The 25,040-nt window shown below is 53.5% G+C and carries 23 protein-coding genes, 1 tRNA gene and 1 pseudogene; 16 read left to right on the top strand and 9 right to left on the bottom strand.

Features of this window, described 5'->3' with window-relative positions:
• Positions 1–9 precede the first annotated feature (9 nt).
• Positions 10–531: a fimbria assembly protein gene (sfmF, locus tag V5P19_RS10965; RefSeq protein ID WP_334403099.1), complete on the top strand. Its 522-nt coding sequence runs from the start codon at positions 10–12 to the stop codon at positions 529–531.
• A gap of 51 nt (positions 532–582) precedes the next feature.
• Here the strand turns inward: sfmF and fimZ are convergent, their stop codons facing one another.
• The 3 genes from fimZ to V5P19_RS10950 form a co-directional block, all read right to left on the bottom strand.
• Entirely contained in the window at positions 583–1,215 is a 633-nt protein-coding gene (fimZ, locus tag V5P19_RS10960) for a fimbria biosynthesis transcriptional regulator FimZ (protein WP_334403097.1), read from the bottom strand.
• Between the two features lie 809 nt (positions 1,216–2,024).
• On the bottom strand, positions 2,025–2,741 hold the full coding sequence (locus V5P19_RS10955; protein WP_334403095.1) for a DNA-binding response regulator: 717 nt from the start codon (positions 2,739–2,741) through the stop codon (positions 2,025–2,027).
• 24 nt (positions 2,742–2,765) lie between these two features.
• On the bottom strand, positions 2,766–3,464 hold the full coding sequence (locus tag V5P19_RS10950) for an EAL domain-containing protein (protein WP_334403094.1): 699 nt from the start codon (positions 3,462–3,464) through the stop codon (positions 2,766–2,768).
• Positions 3,465–3,740: 276 nt separating this feature from the next.
• Between V5P19_RS10950 and V5P19_RS10945 the strand changes: the two genes are divergently transcribed.
• A tRNA-Arg gene (locus V5P19_RS10945) sits at positions 3,741–3,817 on the top strand.
• Positions 3,818–3,832: 15 nt separating this feature from the next.
• On the opposite strand, the pseudogene V5P19_RS10940 reads toward V5P19_RS10945, so the two are convergent.
• A pseudogene (locus tag V5P19_RS10940) lies at positions 3,833–4,073 on the bottom strand (tyrosine-type recombinase/integrase); the annotation flags it as partial.
• Between the two features lie 267 nt (positions 4,074–4,340).
• Here V5P19_RS10940 and V5P19_RS10935 point away from each other — a divergent pair.
• From V5P19_RS10935 to V5P19_RS10890, 10 genes are all read left to right on the top strand, one after another.
• Positions 4,341–5,357, top strand: a complete 1,017-nt coding sequence (locus tag V5P19_RS10935; protein WP_334403091.1) for an iron ABC transporter substrate-binding protein — start codon at positions 4,341–4,343, stop codon at positions 5,355–5,357.
• A gap of 23 nt (positions 5,358–5,380) precedes the next feature.
• Positions 5,381–6,955, top strand: coding sequence for an iron ABC transporter permease (locus V5P19_RS10930; RefSeq protein WP_334403088.1), 1,575 nt, complete (start codon positions 5,381–5,383; stop codon positions 6,953–6,955).
• A 1-nt stretch (position 6,956) separates the two neighbouring features.
• On the top strand, positions 6,957–7,979 hold the full coding sequence (locus V5P19_RS10925; protein WP_334403085.1) for an ABC transporter ATP-binding protein: 1,023 nt from the start codon (positions 6,957–6,959) through the stop codon (positions 7,977–7,979).
• A gap of 177 nt (positions 7,980–8,156) precedes the next feature.
• Positions 8,157–8,432, top strand: a complete 276-nt coding sequence (gene yahO / locus V5P19_RS10920; RefSeq protein ID WP_334403082.1) for a DUF1471 family periplasmic protein YahO — start codon at positions 8,157–8,159, stop codon at positions 8,430–8,432.
• Positions 8,433–8,657: 225 nt separating this feature from the next.
• Complete coding sequence (locus tag V5P19_RS10915) at positions 8,658–10,838, top strand: TonB-dependent siderophore receptor (protein ID WP_334403080.1); 2,181 nt, start codon at positions 8,658–8,660, stop codon at positions 10,836–10,838.
• A gap of 102 nt (positions 10,839–10,940) precedes the next feature.
• The gene (gene pheP, locus V5P19_RS10910; protein ID WP_334403078.1) at positions 10,941–12,329 is read left to right on the top strand and encodes a phenylalanine transporter; all 1,389 of its coding nucleotides are present in this window, start codon (positions 10,941–10,943) and stop codon (positions 12,327–12,329) included.
• Positions 12,330–12,537: 208 nt separating this feature from the next.
• Positions 12,538–13,776 (top strand): MFS transporter, encoded by a 1,239-nt coding sequence (locus V5P19_RS10905; protein WP_334403076.1) that lies wholly within the window; start codon positions 12,538–12,540, stop codon positions 13,774–13,776.
• Positions 13,777–13,791: 15 nt separating this feature from the next.
• Positions 13,792–14,817, top strand: coding sequence for a sugar phosphate isomerase/epimerase family protein (locus tag V5P19_RS10900; RefSeq protein WP_334403074.1), 1,026 nt, complete (start codon positions 13,792–13,794; stop codon positions 14,815–14,817).
• Positions 14,810–15,952 (top strand): Gfo/Idh/MocA family oxidoreductase, encoded by a 1,143-nt coding sequence (locus V5P19_RS10895; protein ID WP_334403073.1) that lies wholly within the window; start codon positions 14,810–14,812, stop codon positions 15,950–15,952. Before V5P19_RS10900 ends, V5P19_RS10895 begins: the two co-directional genes overlap by 8 nt.
• Before the next feature lie 75 nt (positions 15,953–16,027).
• Positions 16,028–16,999, top strand: a complete 972-nt coding sequence (locus tag V5P19_RS10890; protein WP_334403071.1) for a LacI family DNA-binding transcriptional regulator — start codon at positions 16,028–16,030, stop codon at positions 16,997–16,999.
• Here V5P19_RS10890 and V5P19_RS10885 read toward each other — a convergent pair whose 3' ends face one another.
• On the bottom strand, positions 17,000–18,244 hold the full coding sequence (locus V5P19_RS10885; protein ID WP_334403069.1) for a mechanosensitive ion channel family protein: 1,245 nt from the start codon (positions 18,242–18,244) through the stop codon (positions 17,000–17,002). It lies immediately after the preceding gene.
• A gap of 65 nt (positions 18,245–18,309) precedes the next feature.
• On the bottom strand, positions 18,310–19,746 hold the full coding sequence (locus tag V5P19_RS10880; RefSeq protein ID WP_334403067.1) for an MFS transporter: 1,437 nt from the start codon (positions 19,744–19,746) through the stop codon (positions 18,310–18,312).
• Between the two features lie 107 nt (positions 19,747–19,853).
• Here V5P19_RS10880 and V5P19_RS10875 point away from each other — a divergent pair, with 107 nt between their 5' ends.
• Positions 19,854–20,720: a helix-turn-helix transcriptional regulator gene (locus V5P19_RS10875; protein ID WP_334403065.1), complete on the top strand. Its 867-nt coding sequence runs from the start codon at positions 19,854–19,856 to the stop codon at positions 20,718–20,720.
• 34 nt (positions 20,721–20,754) lie between these two features.
• Here V5P19_RS10875 and V5P19_RS10870 read toward each other — a convergent pair whose 3' ends face one another.
• From V5P19_RS10870 to V5P19_RS10860, 3 genes are all read right to left on the bottom strand, one after another.
• The gene (locus V5P19_RS10870; protein WP_334403063.1) at positions 20,755–21,363 is read right to left on the bottom strand and encodes a helix-turn-helix domain-containing protein; all 609 of its coding nucleotides are present in this window, start codon (positions 21,361–21,363) and stop codon (positions 20,755–20,757) included.
• 255 nt (positions 21,364–21,618) lie between these two features.
• Positions 21,619–22,155 carry a fimbrial protein gene (locus V5P19_RS10865; RefSeq protein ID WP_334403061.1) on the bottom strand — a complete coding sequence of 179 codons (537 nt, stop codon included), beginning with the start codon at positions 22,153–22,155 and terminating at the stop codon, positions 21,619–21,621.
• 12 nt (positions 22,156–22,167) lie between these two features.
• Complete coding sequence (locus tag V5P19_RS10860; protein WP_334403059.1) at positions 22,168–22,842, bottom strand: molecular chaperone; 675 nt, start codon at positions 22,840–22,842, stop codon at positions 22,168–22,170.
• A 267-nt stretch (positions 22,843–23,109) separates the two neighbouring features.
• Here V5P19_RS10860 and V5P19_RS10855 point away from each other — a divergent pair, with 267 nt between their 5' ends.
• From V5P19_RS10855 to V5P19_RS10845, 3 genes are all read left to right on the top strand, one after another.
• A complete protein-coding gene (locus V5P19_RS10855) occupies positions 23,110–23,661 on the top strand; it encodes a fimbrial protein (protein WP_334403056.1) in 552 nt (183 codons plus the stop codon).
• Positions 23,662–23,729: 68 nt separating this feature from the next.
• Positions 23,730–24,269, top strand: a complete 540-nt coding sequence (locus V5P19_RS10850) for a fimbrial protein (protein ID WP_334403054.1) — start codon at positions 23,730–23,732, stop codon at positions 24,267–24,269.
• A 52-nt stretch (positions 24,270–24,321) separates the two neighbouring features.
• Positions 24,322–25,032 (top strand): molecular chaperone, encoded by a 711-nt coding sequence (locus tag V5P19_RS10845; RefSeq protein ID WP_334403051.1) that lies wholly within the window; start codon positions 24,322–24,324, stop codon positions 25,030–25,032.
• Positions 25,033–25,040: the final 8 nt, after the last annotated feature.

Below are 25,040 nucleotides of genomic sequence, written 5' to 3'. Positions count from 1 at the left end.
GGAGCAGATATGCGAAACGGTATTCGGTGCATCGCCGTAGCGCTCTTTGCGCTTTGTAGCCCAGCTCATGCGGAGACGGCGCTGGGGGAAATCAACATTCGGCTGTACGGCAATATTGTCGATTTTACCTGCGTGGCAGAGGGCAGCGATAGCGACAAGGCCGTCCCTCTGGGTACTTGGCCGACAAAGCAGCTCCGTACGACGGGCAGCCGTACGCAGGCTATGCCCTTTTCTCTCAAACTTACCGGCTGTCCGCCGGGCGCGGCCTCTGTTACCTTTTCGGGCAAAGCGGACGACAGCGACAGCACCCTGCTGGCGCTGAATGACGCCAGCGCGGCAAGCAACGTCGCGGTTGAAATCCGCGATCGGGATAAAACGCGGCTGGCGCTCCAGCAGGCGAGTCAGGAGGTGGCGGTGGATGCCGAGGGAAATGCGGAACTGTTATTTTATGCAAATTATATTGCCACGGCTGATAACCCGCAGCCGGGAAGCGCGGATGCTGATGCCACCTTTATGATTAATTATAATTAGCACTGACTGCACTCCCTGCAGCTCAGATAAACTGCAGGGAGTGATTTCAGGTTATAGCAGTTCGTGTGCCTTCGCATAATCAATTAATTCAACGATACTTTGCACACCCAGCTTGGAATAGATATTGGATTTGTGTGCGCTTATTGTTTTGTTGCTTAATAACAACTGCTCTGCAATCTCCTTATTTGATAATCCATTAGCCAGATAACGGAGCACCGTTACCTCGCGATTCGACAGCGGCATATCAACCGCACTTCCCGTCCTCGAGCCCAGATGATTTATAAAGCTCAACGTCTCAGAAGGGAAGAATGAATAACCGTTGAGTATCATCTCAACTGCATTGTAAATCTCGCCCAGGTCTTTTCGTTTACTGACAAAGCCATTTGCCCCCGCGCGAATAGCGCGTCCGGCATAAAATGCCTCTGATTTTGAAGACAAAAAAAGGACTTTAATGTCTTTGTTTAAGTTTCTGATTCTCTTGAGTAATGAGAATCCATCTGTTCCTTTCATTTCGATATCGAGGATCACTAAATCGATCGTATGGTTACGTATGCAATCAAGCACTTCGTGACTGTCACCCGATTTGAGTTTGACGACGATGTTTTTATTTTTCTGTAGCAGGACTTCTATCGACATTCTGACGATAGGATGTTCGTCCATAATGATAACGGATGCCGGTTTCATTTTTTATGCCTCAGATTGTTAAACGCGTTATGCTGAGTTTGTTAGAACTCTCGAAAAGCCGGAAGGATAAATATGCAGATCCTTATACGGTAGTATTTCCCTGGAAAGAGCGAAAGCATCCTTGTTAACGTAGTGGTAAAGCCTATGCCACAGCATGAGAAGTGATTTGGCTGTGATCATAAAAAGGTTTTTCTTATTCATGTTTACAACGCGTCTTATTATACCGCGTAAGTATTCTCCGAAAACCCTGTAAATTAATTCCTGGTTATTGCTGAATATTATCTTCTGGATCTGAATAAGGTTTATTTTAAATTTAGCGGAAATGTCCTGTTATTCCTTTTATCGCAACCTTTCATCTTTATGTAATAACAAAAAATAAAAGATATCGCTATATGTTGATTAGTTGTTAAAAAATCAGAAAGGGCACTATCCTGATGATATTCCACATTTATCAGAAAAAAATGACGAAAGAGTGCGCAATTCCTCCCTCTCACCCTTCTTAAACTCCCCCAATACAGGCCCGTCGGTGAATAGCAGGATATGCTGTTTTGGCGGCTTAGTGCGTGAGGTCTCTGCAGCAAATCTGCTTGTTTTTACATCATTATCATCTTATTAACGGAATGGCTAATACCTTAACGAATGGATGAAAACGCTAAGGTTGAGGAATTTCTCAGAATTTAACGTGGGAGAGGGCTAGGAATTAGGAATAGTTATAAAATCGAGATAAAGGTTAAAATTAAACATAAAATTAACATCAATGGTAAGTAATTTCCTAAAGGTCTTTAGGAATTAATGGGTTATGAAGAGGACTACTGTGCGTAGTCTGAGAGGTTATTGAGAAGGTGCAGCAGTTCCTGACGATGCGTTAGCCCAAGCTTTGTCAGGATGCAGCCGAGACGATAGATAACGCGGCTGTAGGGGCGATTATGCAGGCTCGCGATGTGTCGCAACGAGTGCCCGCGCGACAGATCCTGCAAAATGGGCCATTCGGTGCGGGAGAACCACTCTTTATTTGAACGCTGGGGAAACCAGGTCTCCAGTAAACTCCGCTGCAATGACGGCGCGGTGAGCTGACGCTCCAGAACCTTGAAAGGTCCGGCGGCCTGGCAAAAAAGTCGCGAGTCATAATCATCGGCTCGGATAAGCAGATGAGGCGCAAGGAAAGGCGGGTAGAGGCTATGTCTTCTCAACTGATCCAGCATGTCAATAAGCGGTGAAGCCCGGCAGTCGATATCCACCACGAGCCGTGAAGAGGGCCAGTGATTGAGCGCGCTAAAGGCGTCTTCCAGCGTGGCGTAGGCGCAGCAGTTGGACAGGGGCGGCACACCGCTCAGAAAACCGGTACGCAGAAAATTATCCTGAGTGACAAGAATGATAAAAGGTGCGTCAGTTTTGCGAGTCTGGTTGATAGACTGGCTCAAAAATTCGAGACGATCGAAGAAGGGGGGAGCAAAAGGCGAGTGCGTAAATCCCAGGGTATCACTTCCTGTACGCCGCCGCCGGTAACGGCGCACTGTCATTCGCATGGCTTCCCTCCTGGAGATGGTCGTTTAGTCCTCCGGCCATGTCCAGGATGGCCAGAAATATCCCTGGCCGAGTCCTGCTCCTGCCTGTAATGCAAATGCAAGATCGCTGTCTGTCTCTATCCCTTCTATGAGCACATTGGCGGCAAGCCGTGAACACAGCGCGACCAACTCACCCAACGCTGGCGTCGTGCGTAAACGCCAAAACGCGATCTTATCGATTTTTACCCCGCTCAACGGCAGGCGACAGCATAAAAAAGCGCGGACTAACGCTTCATCAACATCATCCAGCCACAGGCGATGACCTATCATGGTGAGGTGCTGCAGGCGTCGAACAACGCATTCACGCTGCGTGCCTGGCAGGGATAAAAACGTCGCAGGCTCGACAATCTCAATATTCAGCGGCGGGCTTTTCAGCTGGAGCAGCCTCTGGAACGTTTCCTGCACGGTTATTACGGTTATCGGCAGGTTGATAAAAAGATTGTTGCAGACGGAGGTGTTTTTTAGTGCTGCAAGTTGCGCTTCCAGTAGCATAAGGGACTGAGCCGCCGATTGATCGCGAAAAAAACGTTCGCTATGCACCTGCGGGCTTAACATGCTGAGCACCTCAGCACCGACGGGGCGTAACGCAGGAAGGGCGACGATGGGTTCGAGTTTGATACCGGTAAGATCCTGGGAAACGTGCTGTAACCGGGGGGGCGTATAGGTCTGGTTGTGCGCTGTCACTCCATTGTCCTGTTCTTTGTCAGCCTCCAGGCGGCCGGGATACCTCGCACCAGTGTGACGGGATAGCGCGAAGGAAAACAGAAGCTGTTACTTAAAAGCGGCTAAGCTTTTTCGCAGCGATAATTCTGCGGGGGAAGGGGGTAAATGTTGAAAAAACAAGCGTATTTACAATCAGCTAGCCGTTATCGGCACAGAAGACGGAAAAGGCATTGACTCACCTGCCATTGACCGTATAATTCCTCGCGCTTCACCACCACGAAGTTCACTCTTCTCCGTGCGCCCTTAGCTCAGTTGGATAGAGCAACGGCCTTCTAAGCCGTAGGTCGTAGGTTCGAATCCTACAGGGCGTACCATTAAATTTCATGCACTTACGCCAGTTTCAAACCCGCCTGATTTTCTCCTTGTGTCGTATTTGTGTCATGGTTGCCAAAAATGGCATCTATTTTCCGTGCGTGCTCGCGTAAATGGTTCGGCGCAAGGTGAGCATAGCGGCGTACCCTTTCGATAGACTCCCGTCCTCCCAGTTTCTGAAGAACGGATAGCGGACACCTGACTGAATTAACCAACTCGCCCGGTGTGCCGGAGGGCGTGAAAATGAAAGTCCTCGATAACCTGCCGGTGAAATTTATATAACGTTCACATTAGATAGAAGGCTAATTAATTTTCGCCTTCTTTTACCTTAAGGTTTTCTTAATCTTTATTTAATCTCTGTTTTAAAAATAGATTTTTATCATATTAATCCTGCCTTCAAAGATATTTTACACCTTTACCTCTAAACTTGATTGATACTAATTATCATTAGCGTTTTTGTATGCTTTAATCCTTTTCCGCAATGCAACCTACTGTTATCCCTGTTCGTCTTTTAAGGATATTTTTATGAATTCTCGCCTGCTGTCATGCTTCTCGCTTGCCTTGTTGTCTTCATCAATTTTCCTTTCCACACAAACCGTTGCGGCGGAAAACAACGAAGGCATCGTTGTGTATAACGCGCAACACGAAAATCTGGTGAAGTCGTGGGTCGATGGCTTTACAAAAGAAACCGGAATTAAGGTCACCCTGCGTAACGGGGGGGACAGCGAGCTTGGCAACCAGCTGGTTCAGGAAGGCAGTGCATCCCCTGCGGATGTGTTTCTGACGGAGAACTCCCCGTCCATGGTATTGGTTGATAACGCGAAGCTCTTTGCGCCATTAGATGCCGATACGTTAAAGCAGGTCCCTGCAGAATATCGCCCGGCGCATGGCCGTTGGATCGGTATTGCCGCTCGCAGCACGGTGTTTGTGTATAACCCGGAAAAACTGAGCGAGCAGCAGCTGCCAACATCGCTGATGGATTTGGCAAAACCAGAGTGGAAAGGCCGCTGGGCGGCATCGCCGTCGGGGGCGGATTTCCAGGCGATCGTTAGCGCGATGCTGGCGCTGAAGGGCGAGAAAGCCACGCAGGAATGGCTTAACGCGATGAAAACTAACTTTGTCGCCTATAAAGGCAACAGCACGGTGATGAAAGCCGTCAACGCGGGGCAAATTGATGGCGGTGTGATTTATCACTACTACCGTTTTGTGGATCAATCCAAAACGGGTGAAAACAGCAAAAACACCAGACTTTACTACTTCAAACATCAGGATCCTGGTGCGTTTGTCAGCCTCTCCGGCGGCGGCGTCATGGCGTCCAGCAAACATAAAGAACAGGCTCAGGCGTTCATCAAATACATCACCAGCAAAGAAGGTCAGGAAAGCCTGCGGACGAACAACGCGTTTGAATATGCGGTGGGTGTGAACGCAGCCTCTAACCCGAAGCTGGTTCCGCTGAAAGATCTTGATGCGCCTAAGGTTGAACCCTCTACGCTCAATAGCAAAAAAGTCATTGAGATGATGACGCAAGCTGGTCTGCTGTGATCCTGAGAGTAAAGTGAACGCATATGTCTGGTTTAAGTCTCGATATCGGTCAAAACAGAGTGCGAAAGCCTGTTCGCAGGCGTCCTGCGCTGCCGATGGTTGCGTTAGCCGTGCTGTTCTCATTATTGGCGCTCCTGCCGTTGGGCTTTATCGTTGCGATTGGCATTGAGACGGGCTGGGAAACCATCCAGGCGCTGGTGTTTCGCCCACGTGTTGCTGAGCTGCTCAGCAACACGCTGTGGCTGACTGTCCTCACGGTTCCCCTGTGCATGGTGACAGGCGTGGCGATTGCCTGGCTGACGGAGCGAACCACGCTTGCCGGGCGGGGGATCTGGTCGGCGCTGGCGGTGGCTCCGCTGGCGATCCCTGCGTTTGTGCAAAGCTATGCCTGGGTTAGCGTCGTGCCCTCGCTGCACGGCCTTCCGGCTGGCGTGTTTCTCTCCGTGCTGGCCTATTACCCGTTTATTTATATGCCGGTTGCGGCAGTGCTTCGCCGTCTCGATCCCACGCTTGAAGATGTGGCCGCTTCGCTTGGCACGCCGCCCTGGCGGGTTTTCTTCCGCGTGGTGCTGCCACAGCTTAAGCTCGCCATCTGCGGCGGCGCGCTACTGGTGGCGCTGCACCTGCTGGCGGAATACGGTCTGTACGTGATGATCCGCTTTGATACCTTTACGACAGCAATTTATGATCAGTTCCAGTCGACGTTCAGCGGCCCGGCAGCCAATATGCTGGCGGGCGTGCTAGCCCTGTGTTGTTTGGTCATCCTGGTGCTGGAGGGCGTCACGCGCGGTAGGGCGCGCTATGCGCGTATAGGTGCCGGGGCCGCCCGTGAACAGAAACGTTGGCCGCTGAAGCCTGCTGCGGCAGCGCTGGGGCAGCTATCTTTCCTCACGCTGATCGTACTGGCGCTGGGCGTACCGCTGATTGTACTGTGTCGCTGGGTATGGCTTGGCGGCGTACAGAACTGGACGAGTCCTGAGCTCTGGCAGTCGCTGCGCCAGACGCTGATGCTCGGCGCGGGCGGGGCGTTGCTCACCACCGCCTGCGTGATCCCCATTGCATGGCTTGGGATCCGCTATCCACACCGTGTTTACCGCATGCTGGAAGGGTGTATCTATATCACCAGCTCACTCCCGGGAATTGTTACCGCCCTTGCGCTGGTGACGGTCACCATTCATTACGCTCGTCCTATTTACCAGACAGAAATCACGCTGTTCCTCGCCTATCTGCTGATGTTTATGCCTCGCGCGCTGATTAACCTGCGGGCGGGGATTGCGCAGGCACCGGTGGAGCTGGAAAACGTGGCGCGTAGTCTTGGCAGCATACCCGCGAAGGCACTCTGGAGCGTGACGATGAGGCTGGCTGCACCCGGTGCGGCGGCGGGCGCTGCGCTGGTTTTCCTTGGCGTCAGCAACGAACTGACCGCGACGCTGCTGCTCTCCCCGTTGGGAACGCGCACGCTCTCTACCGGCTTCTGGGCGCTGACCAGCGAGATCGACTATGTTGCGGCAGCGCCTTACGCCATGCTGATGATCCTGATTTCACTCCCGCTGACCGCCATTCTTTACATTCAGTCTAAAAAAATTGCAGGGCAATGACATGCTTGAGTTGACGTCCATTTCAAAATCGTTTTCCGATGCGCGAGTGCTCGATAATTTAAACCTGAGCGTTGCGCCGAGAAGCCGGACGGCCATTGTCGGACCGTCAGGGTCGGGCAAAACCACGCTGCTGCGTATTCTTGCGGGTTTTGAAACGCCGGATAGCGGGCGTATCAACATGCAGGGGCGAACCTTGTTCGATGAAAACAGTTTTGTCCCCGCGCATCAGCGCGGCATCGGCTTCGTCCCACAGGAAGGGGCATTGTTCCCGCACCTCAACGTGGCGGACAACATCGCCTGGGGGCTAGACGGAACCCGCCGCGAGAAGCAGCAGCGCGTTGCCGCGCTAATGGAGAGGGTCTCTCTGGACAAACAGCTCGCTACGCACTGGCCGCACGAGATTTCCGGTGGGCAGCAGCAGCGCGTGGCGCTTGCCCGCGCGCTGGCGCAAAGCCCTTCTTTGATGCTGCTCGACGAACCCTTCTCTGCGCTGGATACCGGCCTGCGCGCCATGACGCGCAAGGCGACCGCCGATCTTCTGGCCGACGCGGGCGTGGCCTCGATTCTTGTCACCCACGATCAACACGAAGCGCTGTCCTTTGCCACTCAGGTGGCCGTCATGCGCGCCGGGCGTTTTACGCAGGTTGGAACACCCTTCGAGGTTTACACGCAGCCGGTTGATGAAGAGACTGCGCTGTTTCTTGGCGATGCCGTGATCTTGCCCGCTCGGCTTGAGACGGGCTACGCGGTATGCGCGCTCGGGGAAGTGCGCACGGATAATCGTTTGGCGACAGGGCAGGGGAGAGTAATGATGCGCCCCGAACAGCTGCGCGTGACGCCATGCGCGCCCCATGAGAGCCCCGTGTCGATTATCGATGTGGATTTCACCGGACATTTGTCCACGCTCACGCTAGCGGTCGCCGGTCAAAAGGAGCCCATCGTCCTCAAAACCGTCAGCCAGTCAGGATGGAACCCGGGCGCGGCAGTACGAATTGATATCGCCGGTAACGCCCGCGTTTTATAGACGGGGCGGTGTTTCAACTATTCTTAATGTTCGTTAGTATTTTCAGTCAATGGATTGTTATAAAACAATTTTCCTGAGTTGATGGCATTTCCTGAGATTCTCGACCATGCTCAATATACCTCCTCAACATGAGTGAGGATTTTCGTAGTTGCTGATTAATCTCAAGGAAAAAAGGTTATGAAAAAGACGACTGCTATTTTGTTGGGAACCGCTTTTCTGTTTACCACCAATGCCTTTGCTGCTGAACTGCTGACAAAAACTGAATTCGAGAAAGTTGAATCACAGTATGAAAAAATCGGTACGGTGAACACGGCAAATGAAGTTTCTGTTTCTGATGCGAAAAAAGAGCTGATTGAGAAAGCTGACAAAGAAGGCGCTGATGTGCTGGTGCTCACTTCAGGTAACACCAACAATAAGATCCACGGCACCGCCGATATTTACAAGAAAAAATAATGTCATTTCAACCACCCCTAATCCGGGGTGGTTGTGCATCACGCTTTCCCGCCACGGCGTCTTCCCATCCTTCCGATCCGTTTAGTCCATATTGCTCAGCCTGAAATGCGCGGCTACCCTTGCCAATAAATGTATAATGCGTATAGTTCTCATTTGTATTGCATATAAAATCACTCTAAGGCCCGACGACGGGCCATGTTAGCGCGCACTTTTAATGAGTTAATTATGAATAACACCCTGATGCACAAAACGCTGCTGGCGCTCGCCATCGGCTCAGCGACACACGCCTTTGCGGCCGACGCGAAAAAAGAAGATACCCTTGTGGTCCAGGCCGCGCCTGCCAACGCTTTCAAGCCGGGTGGCGACCAGCTGGTGCCGGCCTTCCTCGACGGACAGGTCGCCAACGGCGGACGCATGGGGATGCTCGGCCAGCAAAATGCCATGGACGTGCCGTTTAACATCATCAGCTACACCTCAAAGCTGGTGGAAGATCAGCAGGCGAAAACCATTGCTGATGTGGTCGCGAATGATGCGGGCGTGCAGTTCGTTCAGGGTTACGGTAACAGCGCGGAAACCTTCCGTATTCGTGGCCTGAAGTTTGACGGCGACGACATGACCTTTGGCGGCTTGTCCGGCGTGCTGCCGCGGCAGGTCGTGGATGCGCAGATGGTCGATCGCATTGAGATCTTCAAAGGGGCAAACTCCCTGATGAACGGTGCGGCAAGCTCTGGCGTGGGCGGGATGATCAACCTTGAGCCAAAACACGCGGGCGCCATTCCGCAGGCGAAAATTGGTGTGGACTACACCTCCGATTCGCAGATTGGCACCACGCTGGATGCGGGCCGCCGTTTTGGCGACAACGACCAGTTTGGCGCACGCGTAAACCTGGTCCATCGCGAAGGGGAAACTGGCGTGCCTGACGATCGCCGCCGCACCACGCTGCTTTCCACCGGCCTCGACTACAGCGGCAACAACGTCCGTACCTCGCTGGATCTGGGCTATCAGAAGAAAACCTTCCACGGTAGCCCGACAAGCATCAACATTTCCGGCGTGGATTTTGTCCCTGAGCCGCCGAAAAACGATCGCAACTTCTCGCAGAAATGGGCCTACAGCAATATCGAAAATGAGTTCGGGATGTGGCGCAGCGAATATGACATCACCGATAGCTGGACCGCCTATACCGGCCTGGGCGCTCAGCACGCGCATGAAGAAGGGATCTACAGTTCGCCTAAGCTGGTAGACAAAAGCGGTAAGGCGACGGTCAGCCGCCTTGATACCAACCGCATTAGCGATTCCGTCAGCGGGATGGCGGGCATTCGCGGTAGCTTTGATACCGGCGTCGTGTCGCACAAGGTGAACGTGGGTTACTCCGCGATGACCAAAAACGAAAAGATTGCCTGGAAAATGTCGGCGGCGGCAGACAACCCGACCACCAATATCTATCACAACACCGACGTTGCCATGCCGGACAGCTCTAACTTCAATGGTTCAGGTGGAAAGTACAGCGATCCGCTGACCAGCGGGCGCACCCGTACGCAGGGCTGGCTGCTGAGCGACACCTTGGGCATGCTGGATGACACGCTGCTGTTCACCGTTGGGGCGCGTCATCAAAAAGTGGTGATCCGTGGCTATAACAAAGTTACCGGCGTAGAAAATGCGGCAGACAGTTTTGACGGCAGCCGCTGGATGCCAACCTACGGCGTGGTCTACAAGCCGTGGGAGACGATTTCCCTCTACGCGAACCACACCGAAGCGCTCCAGCCGGGTGAAACCGCACCCAGGTCCGCGACCAACTACGGCCAGAGCACCGGCATCGTGCATTCGAAACAGAACGAAGTGGGCGTGAAGGCGGACTTTGGTCGTGTAGGGGGCTCGCTGGCGCTGTTCGAAATCAAAATGCCGTCGGCTATTCTGAACAGCAGCGGTCATTACGGATTAGATGCCGAACAGCGTAACCGCGGCGTGGAGCTGAACGCGTTTGGTGAGCCGATGCTGGGCATGCGTCTGAATGCCAGCGCCACCTGGCTGCAGGCGGAATTGACCAAAACCAACAACGGCGTAAATCAGGGTAACGATGCAATCGGCATCCCGAACTTTTACGCCGTGCTGGGCGCGGAGTATGATATCAAGCCGATCGATGGCCTGACCGCCACCGCGCGCGTGAACCACTCCGGCACGCAGTATGCTGACCTGGCCAATACCAAAAAGCTGGACAGCTACACCACGCTGGATCTGGGCATGCGCTATCGCTTTGCGGTTAATCATAATGAAAACCAAATGACGGTACGTGCGGGTATCGACAACGTGACCAATGAAAACTACTGGGCAAGCGTTGACGATTCTGGCACCTACATCACTCAGGGCGAACCGCGCACCTTTAAAGTGTCGGTTGGCTACGAGTTCTGAGTTCCACCCTCGTTATCCGGGGCATGGATGCCCCAATCCCTTGCTACCTCCAGCATGAAGTGTTAAAACGTGCCCCTTCTAAAAAAGAGACAGGGGTAGGACGTGAAAGACGCGTCATCCGCTTCAGACACTGTGAATGCTGAAGCCTCGTCGGAACAGACTCCGACGCTGCAACGTGGTTTGCAAAACCGACATATTCAGTTAATTGCCCTCGGTGGGGCTATCGGTACCGGACTGTTTCTCGGTATCGGCCCCGCGATTCAGATGGCTGGCCCGGCGGTACTGCTGGGATACGGCATCGCCGGGATTATTGCTTTCCTGATCATGCGCCAGCTTGGCGAAATGGTCGTTGAAGAGCCGGTTTCTGGCTCCTTCGCACATTTTGCCTATAAATACTGGGGCCCATTCGCAGGTTTCCTTTCCGGCTGGAACTACTGGGTGATGTTCGTGCTGGTGGGCATGGCTGAGCTGACCGCTGCAGGTATTTATATGCAGTACTGGCTTCCGGATGTTCCTACCTGGATCTGGGCGGCGGCCTTCTTCATCATCATTAACGCCGTCAACCTGGTTAACGTGCGCCTGTATGGCGAAACCGAGTTCTGGTTTGCGCTCATTAAAGTGCTGGCGATTATCGGCATGATTGGCTTCGGGCTGTGGCTGCTGTTCTCTGGTCACGGCGGCGAGCGTGCGAATATTGACAACCTGTGGAAGCACGGCGGATTCCTGGCTACCGGCTGGAAAGGGCTTGTCCTCTCCCTGGCGGTGATCATGTTCTCGTTTGGCGGGCTGGAGCTGATTGGGATCACCGCGGCAGAAGCGCGCGATCCGCATAAAAGCATTCCGAAAGCGGTCAACCAGGTTGTGTACCGTATTCTGCTGTTTTATATCGGCTCGCTGGTGGTACTGCTGGCGCTCTATCCGTGGGTGGAAGTGAAATCAGACAGCAGTCCTTTCGTGATGATTTTCCACGATATGAACAGCAATCTGGTGGCATCGGCGCTGAACTTTGTCATTCTGGTCGCTTCGCTGTCTGTCTATAACAGCGGCGTGTACTCCAACAGCCGCATGCTGTTTGGTCTTTCCGTGCAGGGCAACGCGCCGAAGTTCCTGACCCGCGTCAGCCGTCGCGGCGTGCCGGTCAATTCTTTGCTGCTTTCAGGCGCGATTACGTCGCTGGTGGTGCTGATTAACTACCTGCTGCCGAAAGAGGCCTTTGGCCTGCTGATGGCGCTGGTTGTCGCCACGCTGCTGCTGAACTGGATCATGATCTGCCTCGCGCACCTGCGCTTTCGCGCTGCGATGCGCCGCAAAGGCCGTGAGACGCAGTTTAAAGCGCTGCTTTATCCGGCGGGGAACTATATCTGTATCGCGTTCCTGGGGCTGATTCTGGTGCTGATGTGCACCATGGATGACATGCGTCTGTCGGCGATGCTGCTGCCGGTGTGGGTGGTGTTTCTGTTTATCGCGTTTAAGCTCTCACGCAAAAAGTAGCCCGTTTTTCTCCCTCTCCATGTGGGAGAGGGCACCCGTCTTCACGCCCGGTGGCGCTACGCTTACCGGGCCTGCAAAGCGCCACTTCACCTTTATCGTGACCCCCCTCCCAAATCTGTTTTGATCCACAAGATCTTTAATTTGTAATCGATTACTTTTTACTTCAACCTTTTTTGTAATCGATTACTTTTTTTGGGTGAGGCTCATCATGGTGTCAACAACTGAAAGTAGTGGAAAGGCGATAGCGCAGCACCGGCTGCTGGTTCCGCGGCTGTCGTTAATGATGTTTTTGCAGTTTTTTATCTGGGGTAGCTGGTCGGTCACGCTCGGCCTGGTGATGACCCAGCACAACATGTCTTTGCTGATTGGCGATGCGTTCTCCGCCGGGCCAATTGCGTCTATTCTCTCGCCGTTTGTGCTCGGCATGCTGGTGGATCGCTTTTTTGCCTCACAGAAGGTGATGGCGGTGATGCATCTCGCGGGCGCGGCGATTCTGTGGTTCGTGCCGGGCGCGCTCGTTGCTGAAAACGGCGCGCTGCTGATCGGTCTGCTGTTTGGCTACACGCTCTGCTACATGCCAACGCTCGCGCTGACCAACAACATCGCGTTTCACAGCCTGGCAAACGTCGATAAAACTTTCCCGGTGGTTCGCGTGTTCGGCACTGTCGGCTGGATTGTGGCGGGGATATTTATTGGCGTTACCGGCGTGGCCGCAAGCGTCACCATTTTTCAGGTGGCAGCGGCCAGCTCCGTGCTGCTGGCGATCTACAGCCTGACGCTGCCGCACACGCCAGCCCCTGCAAAAGGGCTGCCGGTTAAGGTGCGTGACCTGTTCTGCGCGGATGCCTTCGCGCTGCTTAAAACCCGTCACTTCTTCGTCTTCTCCGTCTGCGCGATGCTGATTTCCGTGCCGCTCGGCACCTACTACGCCTACACCGCGTCCTATCTGGCAGACGCAGGGATTGCAGACGTCAGCACCGCGATGTCATTCGGGCAGATGTCGGAAATCGTCTTCATGCTGGTTATTCCGCTGCTGTTCCGCCGCCTGGGCGTGAAATATATGCTGCTGATCGGCATGCTGGCGTGGTTCGTGCGTTACGCCATGTTTGCCCTCGGCGTGAGCGAAGAGGGATGTTTCCTGCTGTACATCGGCATTCTGCTGCACGGCGTGTGCTATGACTTCTTCTTTGTCGTGGGCTTTATCTACACCGACCGCGTGGCGGGCGAAAAAGTAAAAGGCCAGGCGCAGAGCATGATTGTGATGTTCACCTACGGCATCGGGATGCTGCTCGGTTCGCAGATTTCCGGGGCGCTTTACAACCGCCTGGTGGCGGGTCAGGCCGTGCCGCAGGCGTGGGTGACATTCTGGTGGATCCCGGCGGTGGCCGCCGCGGCGATCGCGCTGATTTTCCTTCTCACGTTCAGGTATGACGATGACAAGGCGTAATGTTCAGGAGGGGTTATGAGAACGATTAAGGGACCGGGTATTTTTCTGTCGCAGTTTATCGGCGGGCAGCCCCCGTTCAACACGCTGGACGGGCTGGCAGGCTGGGCGGCGGAGAAAGGGTATAACGCGGTGCAGATCCCCTGCAATCATCCGCACATTTTTGACGTGGAGAAAGCGGCCGAAAGCCAAACCTATTGTGACGACATTACCGGCACGCTGGCGAAGCACGGGCTGGTCATCAGCGAGCTGTCGACGCATCTTGAAGGGCAGCTTGTCGCGGTAAGCGAAATTTACAGCGACGCGTTTGACCACTTCGCGCCTGCGGCCGTGCGCGGCAATGACGCAGCCCGACGGGCGTGGGCGACAGAGAAACTCAAGCAAGCGGCAGCGGCCTCTGCAAAATTAGGGCTAAAAGCCCACGCTACGTTCTCCGGCTCGCTGGCCTGGCCGTTTTTCTATCCGTGGCCTCCGCACAACGAACAGCGCTTTCAGGAGGCTTTTCAGGCGCTGGCTAACCGCTGGCGGCCGATTCTGGATGTCTTCGATGAACAGGGCGTCGACCTCTGCTTTGAGCTGCATCCGGGAGAGGATTTGCACGATGGCGTGACCTTCGAGCGATTCCTCGCGCTTGTCGAGCATCACCCGCGCTGCAACATTCTCTACGACCCAAGCCATATGCTGTTGCAGCAGATGGACTACCTGAGCTTTATCGATCTCTACCACTCCCGCATCAAGGCGTTCCACGTCAAAGATGCCGAGTTCAGGGCCAGCGGGCGCAGCGGCGTTTACGGCGGCTACCAGCCGTGGATCAACCGTGCCGGTCGCTTCCGCTCGCTGGGCGACGGGCAAATCGACTTCAAAGGTATCTTCAGCAAGCTGACCCAGTACAACTATGAGGGCTGGGCGGTGCTGGAGTGGGAGTGCTGCCTGAAGGACGGTGATACCGGCGCGAGTGAGGGCAGCGCGTTTATTCGCCGTCATATCATCCCGGTGTCCGGGCGCGCGTTTGATGATTTTGCCGCAGGAGGCGCGAATGATTAACGTCGGCATCATCGGTAGCGGGTTTATCGGCCCGGCGCATATCGAGGCGCTGCGCCGTCTCGGCGATGTGCAGGTTGTCGCCCTGTGCGACGGCACGCTGGCGCAGGCGCAGGAAAAAGCGCGTCGGCTGAACGTCCCGCACGCCTACGGCAGCGTGGAGGCGTTACTCGCCCATCCCGATCTGCACGTGGTGCACAACTGCACGCCGAACAACCTGCACGCGGAGATTAACCGCCAGATCCTGCGCGCGGGAAAGCACGTTTTTTCCGAGAAACCGCTGTGCATGACCCCGGACGAGGCGCGCGAGCTGGTGGCGCTGGCCGAGCAGGCGGGCGTGGTGCACGGCGTCAGCTTTGTTTATCGCCAGTTCGCGATGGTGCGCCAGGCGGCAAGCATGATGCGCGCGGGCAGCATCGGGCGGCTGTTTGCCGCGCACGGCAGCTATCTGCAGGACTGGATGCTGCTTGAAACCGACTACAACTGGCGGGTAGATGCGGCGCTCGGCGGCGCATCGCGCGCGGTGGCGGATATCGGTTCCCACTGGTGCGACACGGTGCAGTTTGTCACCGGGCGGCGCATCACCGAGGTGATGGCCGATCTCGCCATCGTCTGGCCGACGCGCAAGGCTAACGTGGCTGGAAATCAGACCTTCGTGCACGACGAGCACGCACGCTATGAGGACAAACCGGTCAACACCGAAGACTTCGGCTCCGTGCTGTTCCGCTTTGACGACGGCAGCAAAGGCTGCTTTAGCGTCTCGCAGGTGAGTGCCGGGCGCAAAAACCGCCTGACCTTTGAAATCAACGGCAGCGAGCGGTCAGTGGCGTGGGATCAGGAGGTGCCGCAGCAGCTGTGGATCGGCCATCGCGCGCAGGCGAATCAGACGCTGAGCGACGATCCGGGCCTGATGAATCCTGACGTGGCCGACAGCGCCCATTTCCCCGGCGGACATATTGAAGGCTGGCCGGACGCGTTCAAAAATATGATGGCGCAGTTCTACCGGGCCGTGCAGGCGGGAGCAATGCCTGAACAGCCGCTCTTTGCGACCTTCCACGACGGTGTAAACGTGATGTATATCATTGATGCTATAGTGAAAAGCCATCAGCAACAGCGCTGGATTGGCGTGGAGCACTGACGCGTTGCCCGGTTCGCCGGGCAGCGAATTTATGGTAGCCTGCACAAAACGCTAACCGCAGGATGTGTCGTCGCTATGTCAATTCAGAAAATCGCTCAGCTGGCCGGGGTGTCCGTAGCGACGGTCTCCCGCGTGCTCAACAACAGCGATACCGTGAAAGCAAAAAACCGCGATCGCGTCCTGCAGGCGATTAAAGAGAGTAACTACCAGCCTAATCTGCTGGCGCGCCAGCTGCGCACGGCCCGCAGCTCTATGATCCTGGTGATGGTCTCGAACATTGCCAACCCCTTCTGCGCCGAAGTGGTGAAAGGCATCGAAGAAGAGGCCGAGAAGAACGGCTACCGCATTCTGCTGTGCAACTCTGGTTCTGATATCGAACGTTCCCGCTCGGGGCTGCGCCTGCTGTCGGGTAAAATTGTCGACGGCATCATCACCATGGACGCGTTTTCCAAACTTCCTGAACTTTCGGCGCTGATCGGCAACGCGCCGTGGGTACAGTGCGCGGAATATGCCGATGCGGGCGCAGTTTCCTGCGTGGGCATTAACGACGTGGATGCCTCGCAGCATGTCGTCACCCAGCTGGCCGACAGCGGCCGTAAACGCATCGCGCTGATCAACCACGACTTAAGCTACAAATATGCTCGCCTGCGCGAGCGTGGCTACAAAAGCGTGATCCACCTAAAGGATCTGGACTATCAGGCAGTGGAATACGCCAGCGATCTCAGCTCCAGCGCGGGGATGGCGGCGATGCAAAAGCTGCTGAAGGACACTCCGCCGGACGCGGTGTTTGCGGTTTCCGATACCCTCGCAGCAGGGGCGCTGCGGGCGATTCAGCAGGCGGGGCTGCGCGTGCCGGACGATATTGCGGTGGTAGGTTTTGACGGTACGGAACTGGCCGAGATGATTTCACTCACCACGATCCAGCAGCCGTCGCGGGATATCGGGCGCAAGGCGGTCGATCTGCTGATGAACAAAATCGACAACCCGGATGCGCCCACGGAAAGGGTGATGCTGGACTGGCGCTTTATTTCCCGCGCCAGCGCCTGATTATTTCGCCATCACGCCCGCCAGGGAGCGAATATCGTTCCCGGTCGGCGACTGGTGAATACGCAGACCAAACTCTTCCACGACCGCGAAAATATGGTCGAAGATATCAGCCTGAATCGCCTCATATTCCGCCCAGATCACCGTGTTGGTGAAGGCGTATATTTCGATCGGCAGACCGTTGGCCTCTGGCGCAAGCTGGCGCACCATCAGAGTCATATCGTTGCGAATGCGCGGATGGTTACGCAGATATTCATTTAGGTACGCGCGGAAGGTGCCAATATTGGTCATCTTGCGCAGATTAAGTACCGATTCCCCTTCACCGTTCTCCTGATTCCACAGATTAATTTCCTCATGGCGTGCGGCCATATACGGCTTCAGCAGTTTTGCCTTAATCAGGTGCTGCTGCTCCTGCTCATCGAGGAAATGAATGCTGGTGGTGTCAATATTCAGGCTGCGCTTAATGCGACGGCCGCCGGAGGCCGACATGCCGCTCCAGTTAATAAAGGCGTCAGACACCAGCGCCCACGTCGGGATGGTGGTGATGGTATTATCGAAATTACGCACCTTAACGGTGGTCAGGCCGATGTCCGTCACCGTGCCGTTGGCGCCATATTTCGGCATCTCCAGCCAGTCGCCGAGCTTGAGCATGTCGTTGGCGGAAAGCTGAATGCCCGCTACCAGCCCGAGAATCGGATCCTTAAAGACCAACATCAGCACGGCGGCCATCGCCCCCAGGCCACTGATCAGAATCGCGGGGGACTGACCAATCAGCAGGGAGATAATTAAAATCCCCACCAGGATCGCGCTCACCAGCTTAACGCCCTGGAATATCCCTTTTAGCGGCAGCTGCGACGCGGTGGCCATTTTCTGCGACAGATTAAAAATCACGTCCAGCAGCGAGAAGAAGGCGAGAAGGGCGTAGACCATTACCCACAGCTTCGCGCAGGTGGTCAGTATTTCCGCCGCTTCGCTGCCTTTTTGCAGCCAGAGCACCGCCTGAACGTTGACGATTATCCCCTGCAGGGTAAAGGCCACGCGATGAAATAACTTGTTCTGCGTGATGATCTGCAACCATAAATGGCTGCTGGCCTGCGCGCGCTTCTCGAAGGCTCGCAGCACCAGCTTGTGCAGAATAAAATGAACGATGATGGCGGTAAGAAAAATAATACCAAAGATAATCACTAAAGAGGTGGTGTGATTAATTTCAATCCCTAACTCTTCAACCTGAGCAATTAATTCCTGCATAACGTCTCCTGTATTGATGCAGCCCCATAATGGCGGCTGCGGATCTATTATGCAAATTCACGGGCTTATTTGGCGGCCTGACAGGCCTTCACGGCCGGCAAGCACAGGCGCTGACGCATGCGTAACGTGGCCAGCGCCAGCACCATCATCATGGCGGTTTCTACCACAAGGAAGACGTTGACTGCCTGCGTGTAATCCCCCCGGTGGTTCTGCAATGCGTGCAGCAAAATCGCCCCAAATATCGCCGGCCCCAGCCCCAGCGCAGCCTGCTGTAACGTACTCAGAATAGCACTTGCCGCGCCCGCGTCGTCAGGCTGAATATCGCGCATGCCGATGCGGTAGAAGCTGTTCACAATCAACGCCTGCCCATAGCCGACAAGCCCGGTGGCGGGGGCCAGCGTGAGCGCGGTGTTGTGCATGCCCCAGTGACGGAAGGTGGCCATTAGCGCCAGCAGGCCGATAATCTGGATAGCGAGCCCGGTCAGCAGGATCGTGCTGGTGCTGTAGCGGGCAATCAGGCGCGGGGCAAACCACGCGGAGATAAAGTAGGTTACCCCCAGGGCGATAAAGCTGTTCCCCGACTGCCACGGTGCCATCCCCAGACCTGTTTGCATCGTCAGCGCCATGCAGAACATAAACCCGGACCAGACGCTGAAGAAAAGCATGGCAATCAACACGCCAAAACGGATGCTGTGAAGCTGCATCAGGCGCGGTGGGATCAGCGGATGCGCATCGTCACGCTCTTTCTTACGCGCGTTCAGTATCATCAGATATCCCAGCGGGATGATCGCAATCAGCGCGACCTTCAGCGGCCAGGACCAGTGCCACTGCGGGCCAAGCGCCATCGGGAACAGCAGGCAGCAGAGGATCATGGCCAGCAGGACGGTGCCGGTCCAGTCAATACGCGATGGGGTATCGCGACGGGTTTCGGGCACATAGAGATGGCTTAGCGCCAGCACCACCAGACAAATGGGCACGTTGATAAAGAAGGCGTTACGCCAGCCCAGGCCGGCGATATCCGCCGAGACCAGCCAGCCGCCGCCCATTTGCCCGACGATAAACGCGATGCCGCCGATGCCGCCAAACAGACTGATGGCTTTGGCATGCGCGGTGCCTTTGAGCGTTACATGCAGGGTGGCAAGAATTTGCGGCATAATCAGCGCTGCCCCCGCGCCCTGAACGATACGTGCGGCAAGCAGCTGCTCGATGCTGCCCGCCATTCCGCACAGCAGCGAGGCCAGGCCAAAGCTTGCCACGCCCCACATAAACAGACGACGACGCCCGAGGTTATCTCCCAGCTTGCTGCCGAGCGCCAGGCAGACGGCAAAGGCCACGCCGTAGAGCGCGACAATCAGCTCCAGCTCGGTGGCGGTGGCGTGTAATGAATGCGTGATGGAGTCCAGCGCGACGTTGGTGATCGAGGTATCAATCAGCGGTAGCATCTGGCCGGTTAACAGCAATATCAGGCCTGCGCGACCCGGTGAAACAACTGACGTATTCATGGTAACTCCATTGCGTCAAACATCGTAGAGACGTAGGATTAACCATCTGATAAACGGGTACCAGTTCTTGCTTATACTGGTACTGGCACTACCATGCAGGGGGAGTTATGGCACTGATGTCCGAACCCGTCACCTCGCTTCAGGATGATACCCGAAAACAGCTCGGGGCATTTTTACGCGCCCGGCGCGAAAGCCTCGATCCGCTGCGCCTGGGTTTACCGCGCAGCGGCCGCCGCCGCACGCCGGGTCTGCGCCGTGAAGAGGTGGCGTTGCTGGCCGACGTGGGCGTGACCTGGTACACCTGGCTGGAGCAGGGCCGGGATGTGAATCCCTCGAGCGCGGTGATGGCTGCAGTCGCAAAAGCGCTGCAGTGCACGCCGACCGAAGCCCGGCACCTGTTTGTTTTAGCGGGCCTGCCGCCAGGTGAAGCGCCGCAGGCGGTGTGCTGCGAGGGGATCAGCGAAGGCACACGCCGCCTGCTGGATACGCTGATGCCAAAACCTGCCAGTATTCAGAAACCGAATTTTGACATCGTGGCGTGGAACGACAGCTTTGGCCACTTGATGGGCGTAGATTTCAACGCGATCCCGCCAGAAGATCGCAACTGTATTTATCTTTTCCTCACCCATCCGGCGTGGCGCGCTCGACTGGGCAAACGCGATGATGCGCTGGCGATATTCGTCTCCTACTTCCGCGCGGCGATGGCCGAGCACCGGGGCGACCCGCTGTGGGAAGCCAAACTGGCGCGTTTCTTTGCGGTGTCGGAGGAGTTTAAAACCCTGTGGCACCAGCGCAACGACGTGCGCGGCGTAGAAAACCAGCTCAAGGTCTTCTGCCACCCCGAGCTGGGGGAATTTAATTTACAGCAGATGTACTGGTACTCGGCACCGCGAAACGGCTCGCGGCTGCTGGTGTATTTACCGGTGGATGAGGCGGGGGAGAAGGCGCTGGAATGGATTGCAGAAAAAAAATGAAAAGTGCCACAACCTACACTGTGGCACCATCCTGTTAATATTTTTCTGGCAATTTGTGCACTGCAAGGAGAATGCCGCGTTTAATTTCTATATGGCCCCCCACGCGCAGGTCACTCAATATCTTCATAACACGACTGCGAGAGAGGTGCGTTTTCTCCTGAATATAATCGCAAGCGTTTACTGTAAGACGTAAATCTTCCTTTTCATTCATCAATGAAAATATATTCTGACGGATTGACTCGTAGGTAGACAGTCCGGCAGTCACGTTATTGGCTTCTACAAGCCTTTTTATGCCAAACATGTAGACATACGCGGCCTCTTTCCAGAGATTTTCACGCTCTATGATTTCTAATACTTCATCTCGCGGGATGATTTCATATTTCACTTCTCCACATGCTTTGAAAAAGAGATTTTCATTCATATCAATCAAGGCGTTCATCCCCACGAGTATGGGGGCCTGAAAGTACTTCATGAGTAATTTTCCTTTAGTGCGATAGGCTGCAAGAGTACCTTCATGAATAACCAGTGTCATGGCGTCAGAATATTTTTCCATGCTAATGACCTGCCTGGCTTGAGCATGGCGTATACGGTTTTGATGCGAAATTGCTGCAATAATTTTTTTTTCTTCGTTTTCAGGTTTCATGATTCTCAACCATTTCAGAGGTATCACTAAAGCTATATCGGATCGGAACTGAATCAGTATGGCACGTAAAAGTTACGTCTGCGAACCGTTACGGTCGTAGTTTCATCAGTTCGAATAGGTTTAATGGATGGAGAATATCTGAAAGAAAAAACTAAGAGAAGGGAATGAGCTCATGAGTGAAATCCGTTCAGTTTAAATAGGGAGACAGCCATTCCGCTGGCAGTCTCCCGCTACGCTTACACTATCTAACAGCAATCAATTGTAATCAAAAGACATAGTGATAACGGAGCTGATCGTACCCGGAGTCACTCCCCCCGCTTTGCTGAATGCTCGGGTTTGCAATTTCCAGGAGGCAGCTGAAGAGGCAATGTCAATTTTGGATGTTTTGCCGTTGCCGTATGGCGTGCTGTCAACGCCTTCCAACTGCACGGCAACTTTAGTGGCAGTGCCTGTATTTGAATACAGCGAGGCTGCATCATCCGCATCAGCCGTGCCGTGGAAAGTCGCTGTGACATTGGACGTACCCGCTGGGCAGTTTTCAAGTGCAATTGTAAAAGGTACCCAGTCTGAGCTACTTCCTGCTGCATTCAGGTCGGCTGTTTGCAAGTCAGAGCCTTGGCCCAAATCGATATTCATCGATTTACTGTCCGCAGTCACTTCACAAGGGGTTGCGACGACATTTCCGGTGACGGTGATCTGGACCGGATCGGCAGCCAGTGCAAAATGTGCAACGCCTACGATGGCATATACTGTTACAGCAATAAAAATAAGACTTTTGTTAAGACTAGACATGATAATAACTCTTTAAAGAGATGTAGAATGTAATTGACCGACAGCACCAAAATCACTAATAACGCTAAACTGAATATTTCCACCCTTGCCCCCCGCCGGGAGTGGGAAGGTCGCGGTAGCACCGGGCGCAACATAAGAAACGTTATCGACTTTTTTTCCAGCAACGTCTATTTCATTAAAATTAATAAAACATGGCGTTGGGTTTTTGACTTCCAGATGGTTATTCGCAATATGCCAGGACAGTTTATTGCTTTCTTTATCGACATCGATGCCTTTTAATGTCTGAGGGCGATAAATCAGCTTAATACTGGTCGCAACCGCGATCTGCAGCGTGTTTTTCTCACGTGGAGCGGATGGAATCGCTTTGACTCGTAGCCAGTACATCGATTCTTTATCCTGCGGTAGACTGCCTGCCAGAATAATTCGCATCAAATTTTCTTTTCCCCCATCGAGCCTGTAAAGTGGTGGGGTAATGACAAAGGGGGGCTTCTCCGGGCCTTTATCCAGATTTTCGACAACAGACTGAATGAGATAGGGGCTCGTATCAGGGTTACGTACGCTTAATGACACTTCTTTTTTATTTCCATCGTAAAGAACTCGGGTTCCTCCGATGGTGACAGTGGCATGAGCGCTTTGGCTTACTGCAGCAGTAAGGCAACAGGTTAAAAATATCGCTTTTGAATTCAATTATGTTCTCCAGAGATTTTTCCGGGTTAATAGACAAGTCCATTTAATATTGTTTGCGTAAATCCCTGCTGATATGCTTAATATTAACGCAGGTGTGTTTTGTGCGTTTATTAAAAATAATCTTTTTCAGGATTTTATGTCCTGGAAAAGATTCGTTATTGATTTGAAGAGTCTGTAAAAGCTGTAAGAATTATCCACATCATAAAGCAATGTTATGTTTTATGAGTTCGCAAGGAAATTTGTCTTTAGCCTAAGGATTCAACAATCATGAAAAAACAGATTATTTCTATCATCGCCGCGTCTGTAATGGCCAGTGCGGCATTTACAGCACAGGCAGCCAGCAGCTCCACCGTCAGTGGTGGTTCTATTCAGTTCATTGGTTCCGTAGCGGATGCACCATGCTCTGTCAGTGCTGATTCTGAGAACGGCATTATTCATTTAGATCAGGTGACGTTAAGCAGCCTGGGCGATAAAGGGGAAGCGTCAGGTCAGGCTAAAGCGTTTGACATCACTTTGGAAGACTGTGATGTAACCACCTACACCAATGCCACCGTAACCTTTAACGGTCAGTCCAACCCGGATCAGGCTGGTGTTCTGGCGAATACAGCTGGGTCTGGCGCCGCAACGGGTGTTGCGTTGCAGCTCTATGGTCCAGATGGCAACAAGCTGGATCTGGGCAAAGCCTCTTCAAGCCAGACGCTGTCTAAAGGCACAAACAAAATCGCAATGAGTGTGGACTATGTTTCTGTGGTCGATCCAGCCTCAGCGACTGCAGGTGCGGTTGAATCTGTAGCTACCTTCCAGATCACCTATTCCTGATTTTGAAGCATATTCTCCCCGTTGAATACGGGGGGAATTATTGAATATTAATGACTGCAGGCCATAACATGTTTCGTCTTGTTTTCATTATCACTGTTTTAGAATGTTTAATTATAACCCCCTCCAAAGCAAACCGTGAAAATATGGTTGAAGGGGGGGCGATTCATTTTTACGGTGCTGTGGTAGGTACTTCCTGTTCAGTTGATACGCAAAGCCTGCAACAAACTATTATGCTGGATCAAGTAACGGCAAATACATTTTCCGGACTCGGAAGTTGGGCCAGTGCAAAGCCATTCTGGATCAAACTTGAACAATGTGATGCTAACACTAATCAGTTCGCCAGTGTGATGTTTACCGGACAGGCGGACGAAAGTGATCCACAGGTTTTCAAGGCGGGATACGGCGGAGATAGTGCTAGAGGAGTAGGTATTGGCATTTTTGATGAATCAGGTGAACTGGTTGTTCCTAATACAACACCGAAGCTGAAGTCAGCTATTACTGCAGGGCAAAATATAATTTTTTATACGGCAAAATATCGCGCGACCTCAGCTCATGTTGAACCCGGGAAAACTAGCGCAACCATTAATTTTGCAATTATTTATCAGTGATTATGCTGTAGGGATGTTTTCAAACTAATTTACAATATATCTGGATTATGACATGAAATATTTAAAAGCCTTATCCTTTTTATATGATCAACAATCTCGTTCTTTTTTTTCTGTTGCTCTGTTGTGCATTATAGGCATGATGCATAACGCCGATGCTGCCGGGATTACCCTCAGCGGTACGCGTTTGATTTATCCGCAAGGCGCAGCTGAAGTTACCCTGAATTCCACAAATACCTCGCAAAAGCAGACCTATCTGGTGCAATCCTGGATTTCTGACGAGAAAGGAGAAAAAGTATCCGATTTTATTGTCACTCCGCCGCTATTCACCCTTAAGCCCGGAGCGATAAATGTTTTGCGTGTCATGTACACCGGCCAAAAACTGCCTGCAGACAGAGAAAGTGTCTTTTACTTCAATAACAAAGCCATTCCTTCGCTGGATAAAAAAGTAGCGGTAGGCAATACGTTACAGATTGCGACTCAGTCCGTGATCAAGCTTTTTTATCGTCCGGCACATTTGACGGTAAAGACCAATGAAGCTCCAGCCATGCTGCACTGCCAGGTTAACGGTGATGTTTTAACCGTAAGCAATCCAACGCCTTACTACATCACACTGGTGAATTTTACCGCCAACGGACAGAAATTGCCGAACACGATGATTGCACCAAAAGGCAGTCAGGTGCTGAAGACTGCAAGAGGCCCTGTTACTTATCAGACCCTGAATGATTACGGTGCAGTTACGCCTGTACTGACCTGCAACGCATAATCGGTAAT

This window comes from Enterobacter sp. UNJFSC 003 (assembly GCF_036903355.1).
Lineage (GTDB): Bacteria > Pseudomonadota > Gammaproteobacteria > Enterobacterales > Enterobacteriaceae > Enterobacter.
This window is presented reverse-complemented; position numbering and strand designations above follow the sequence as displayed.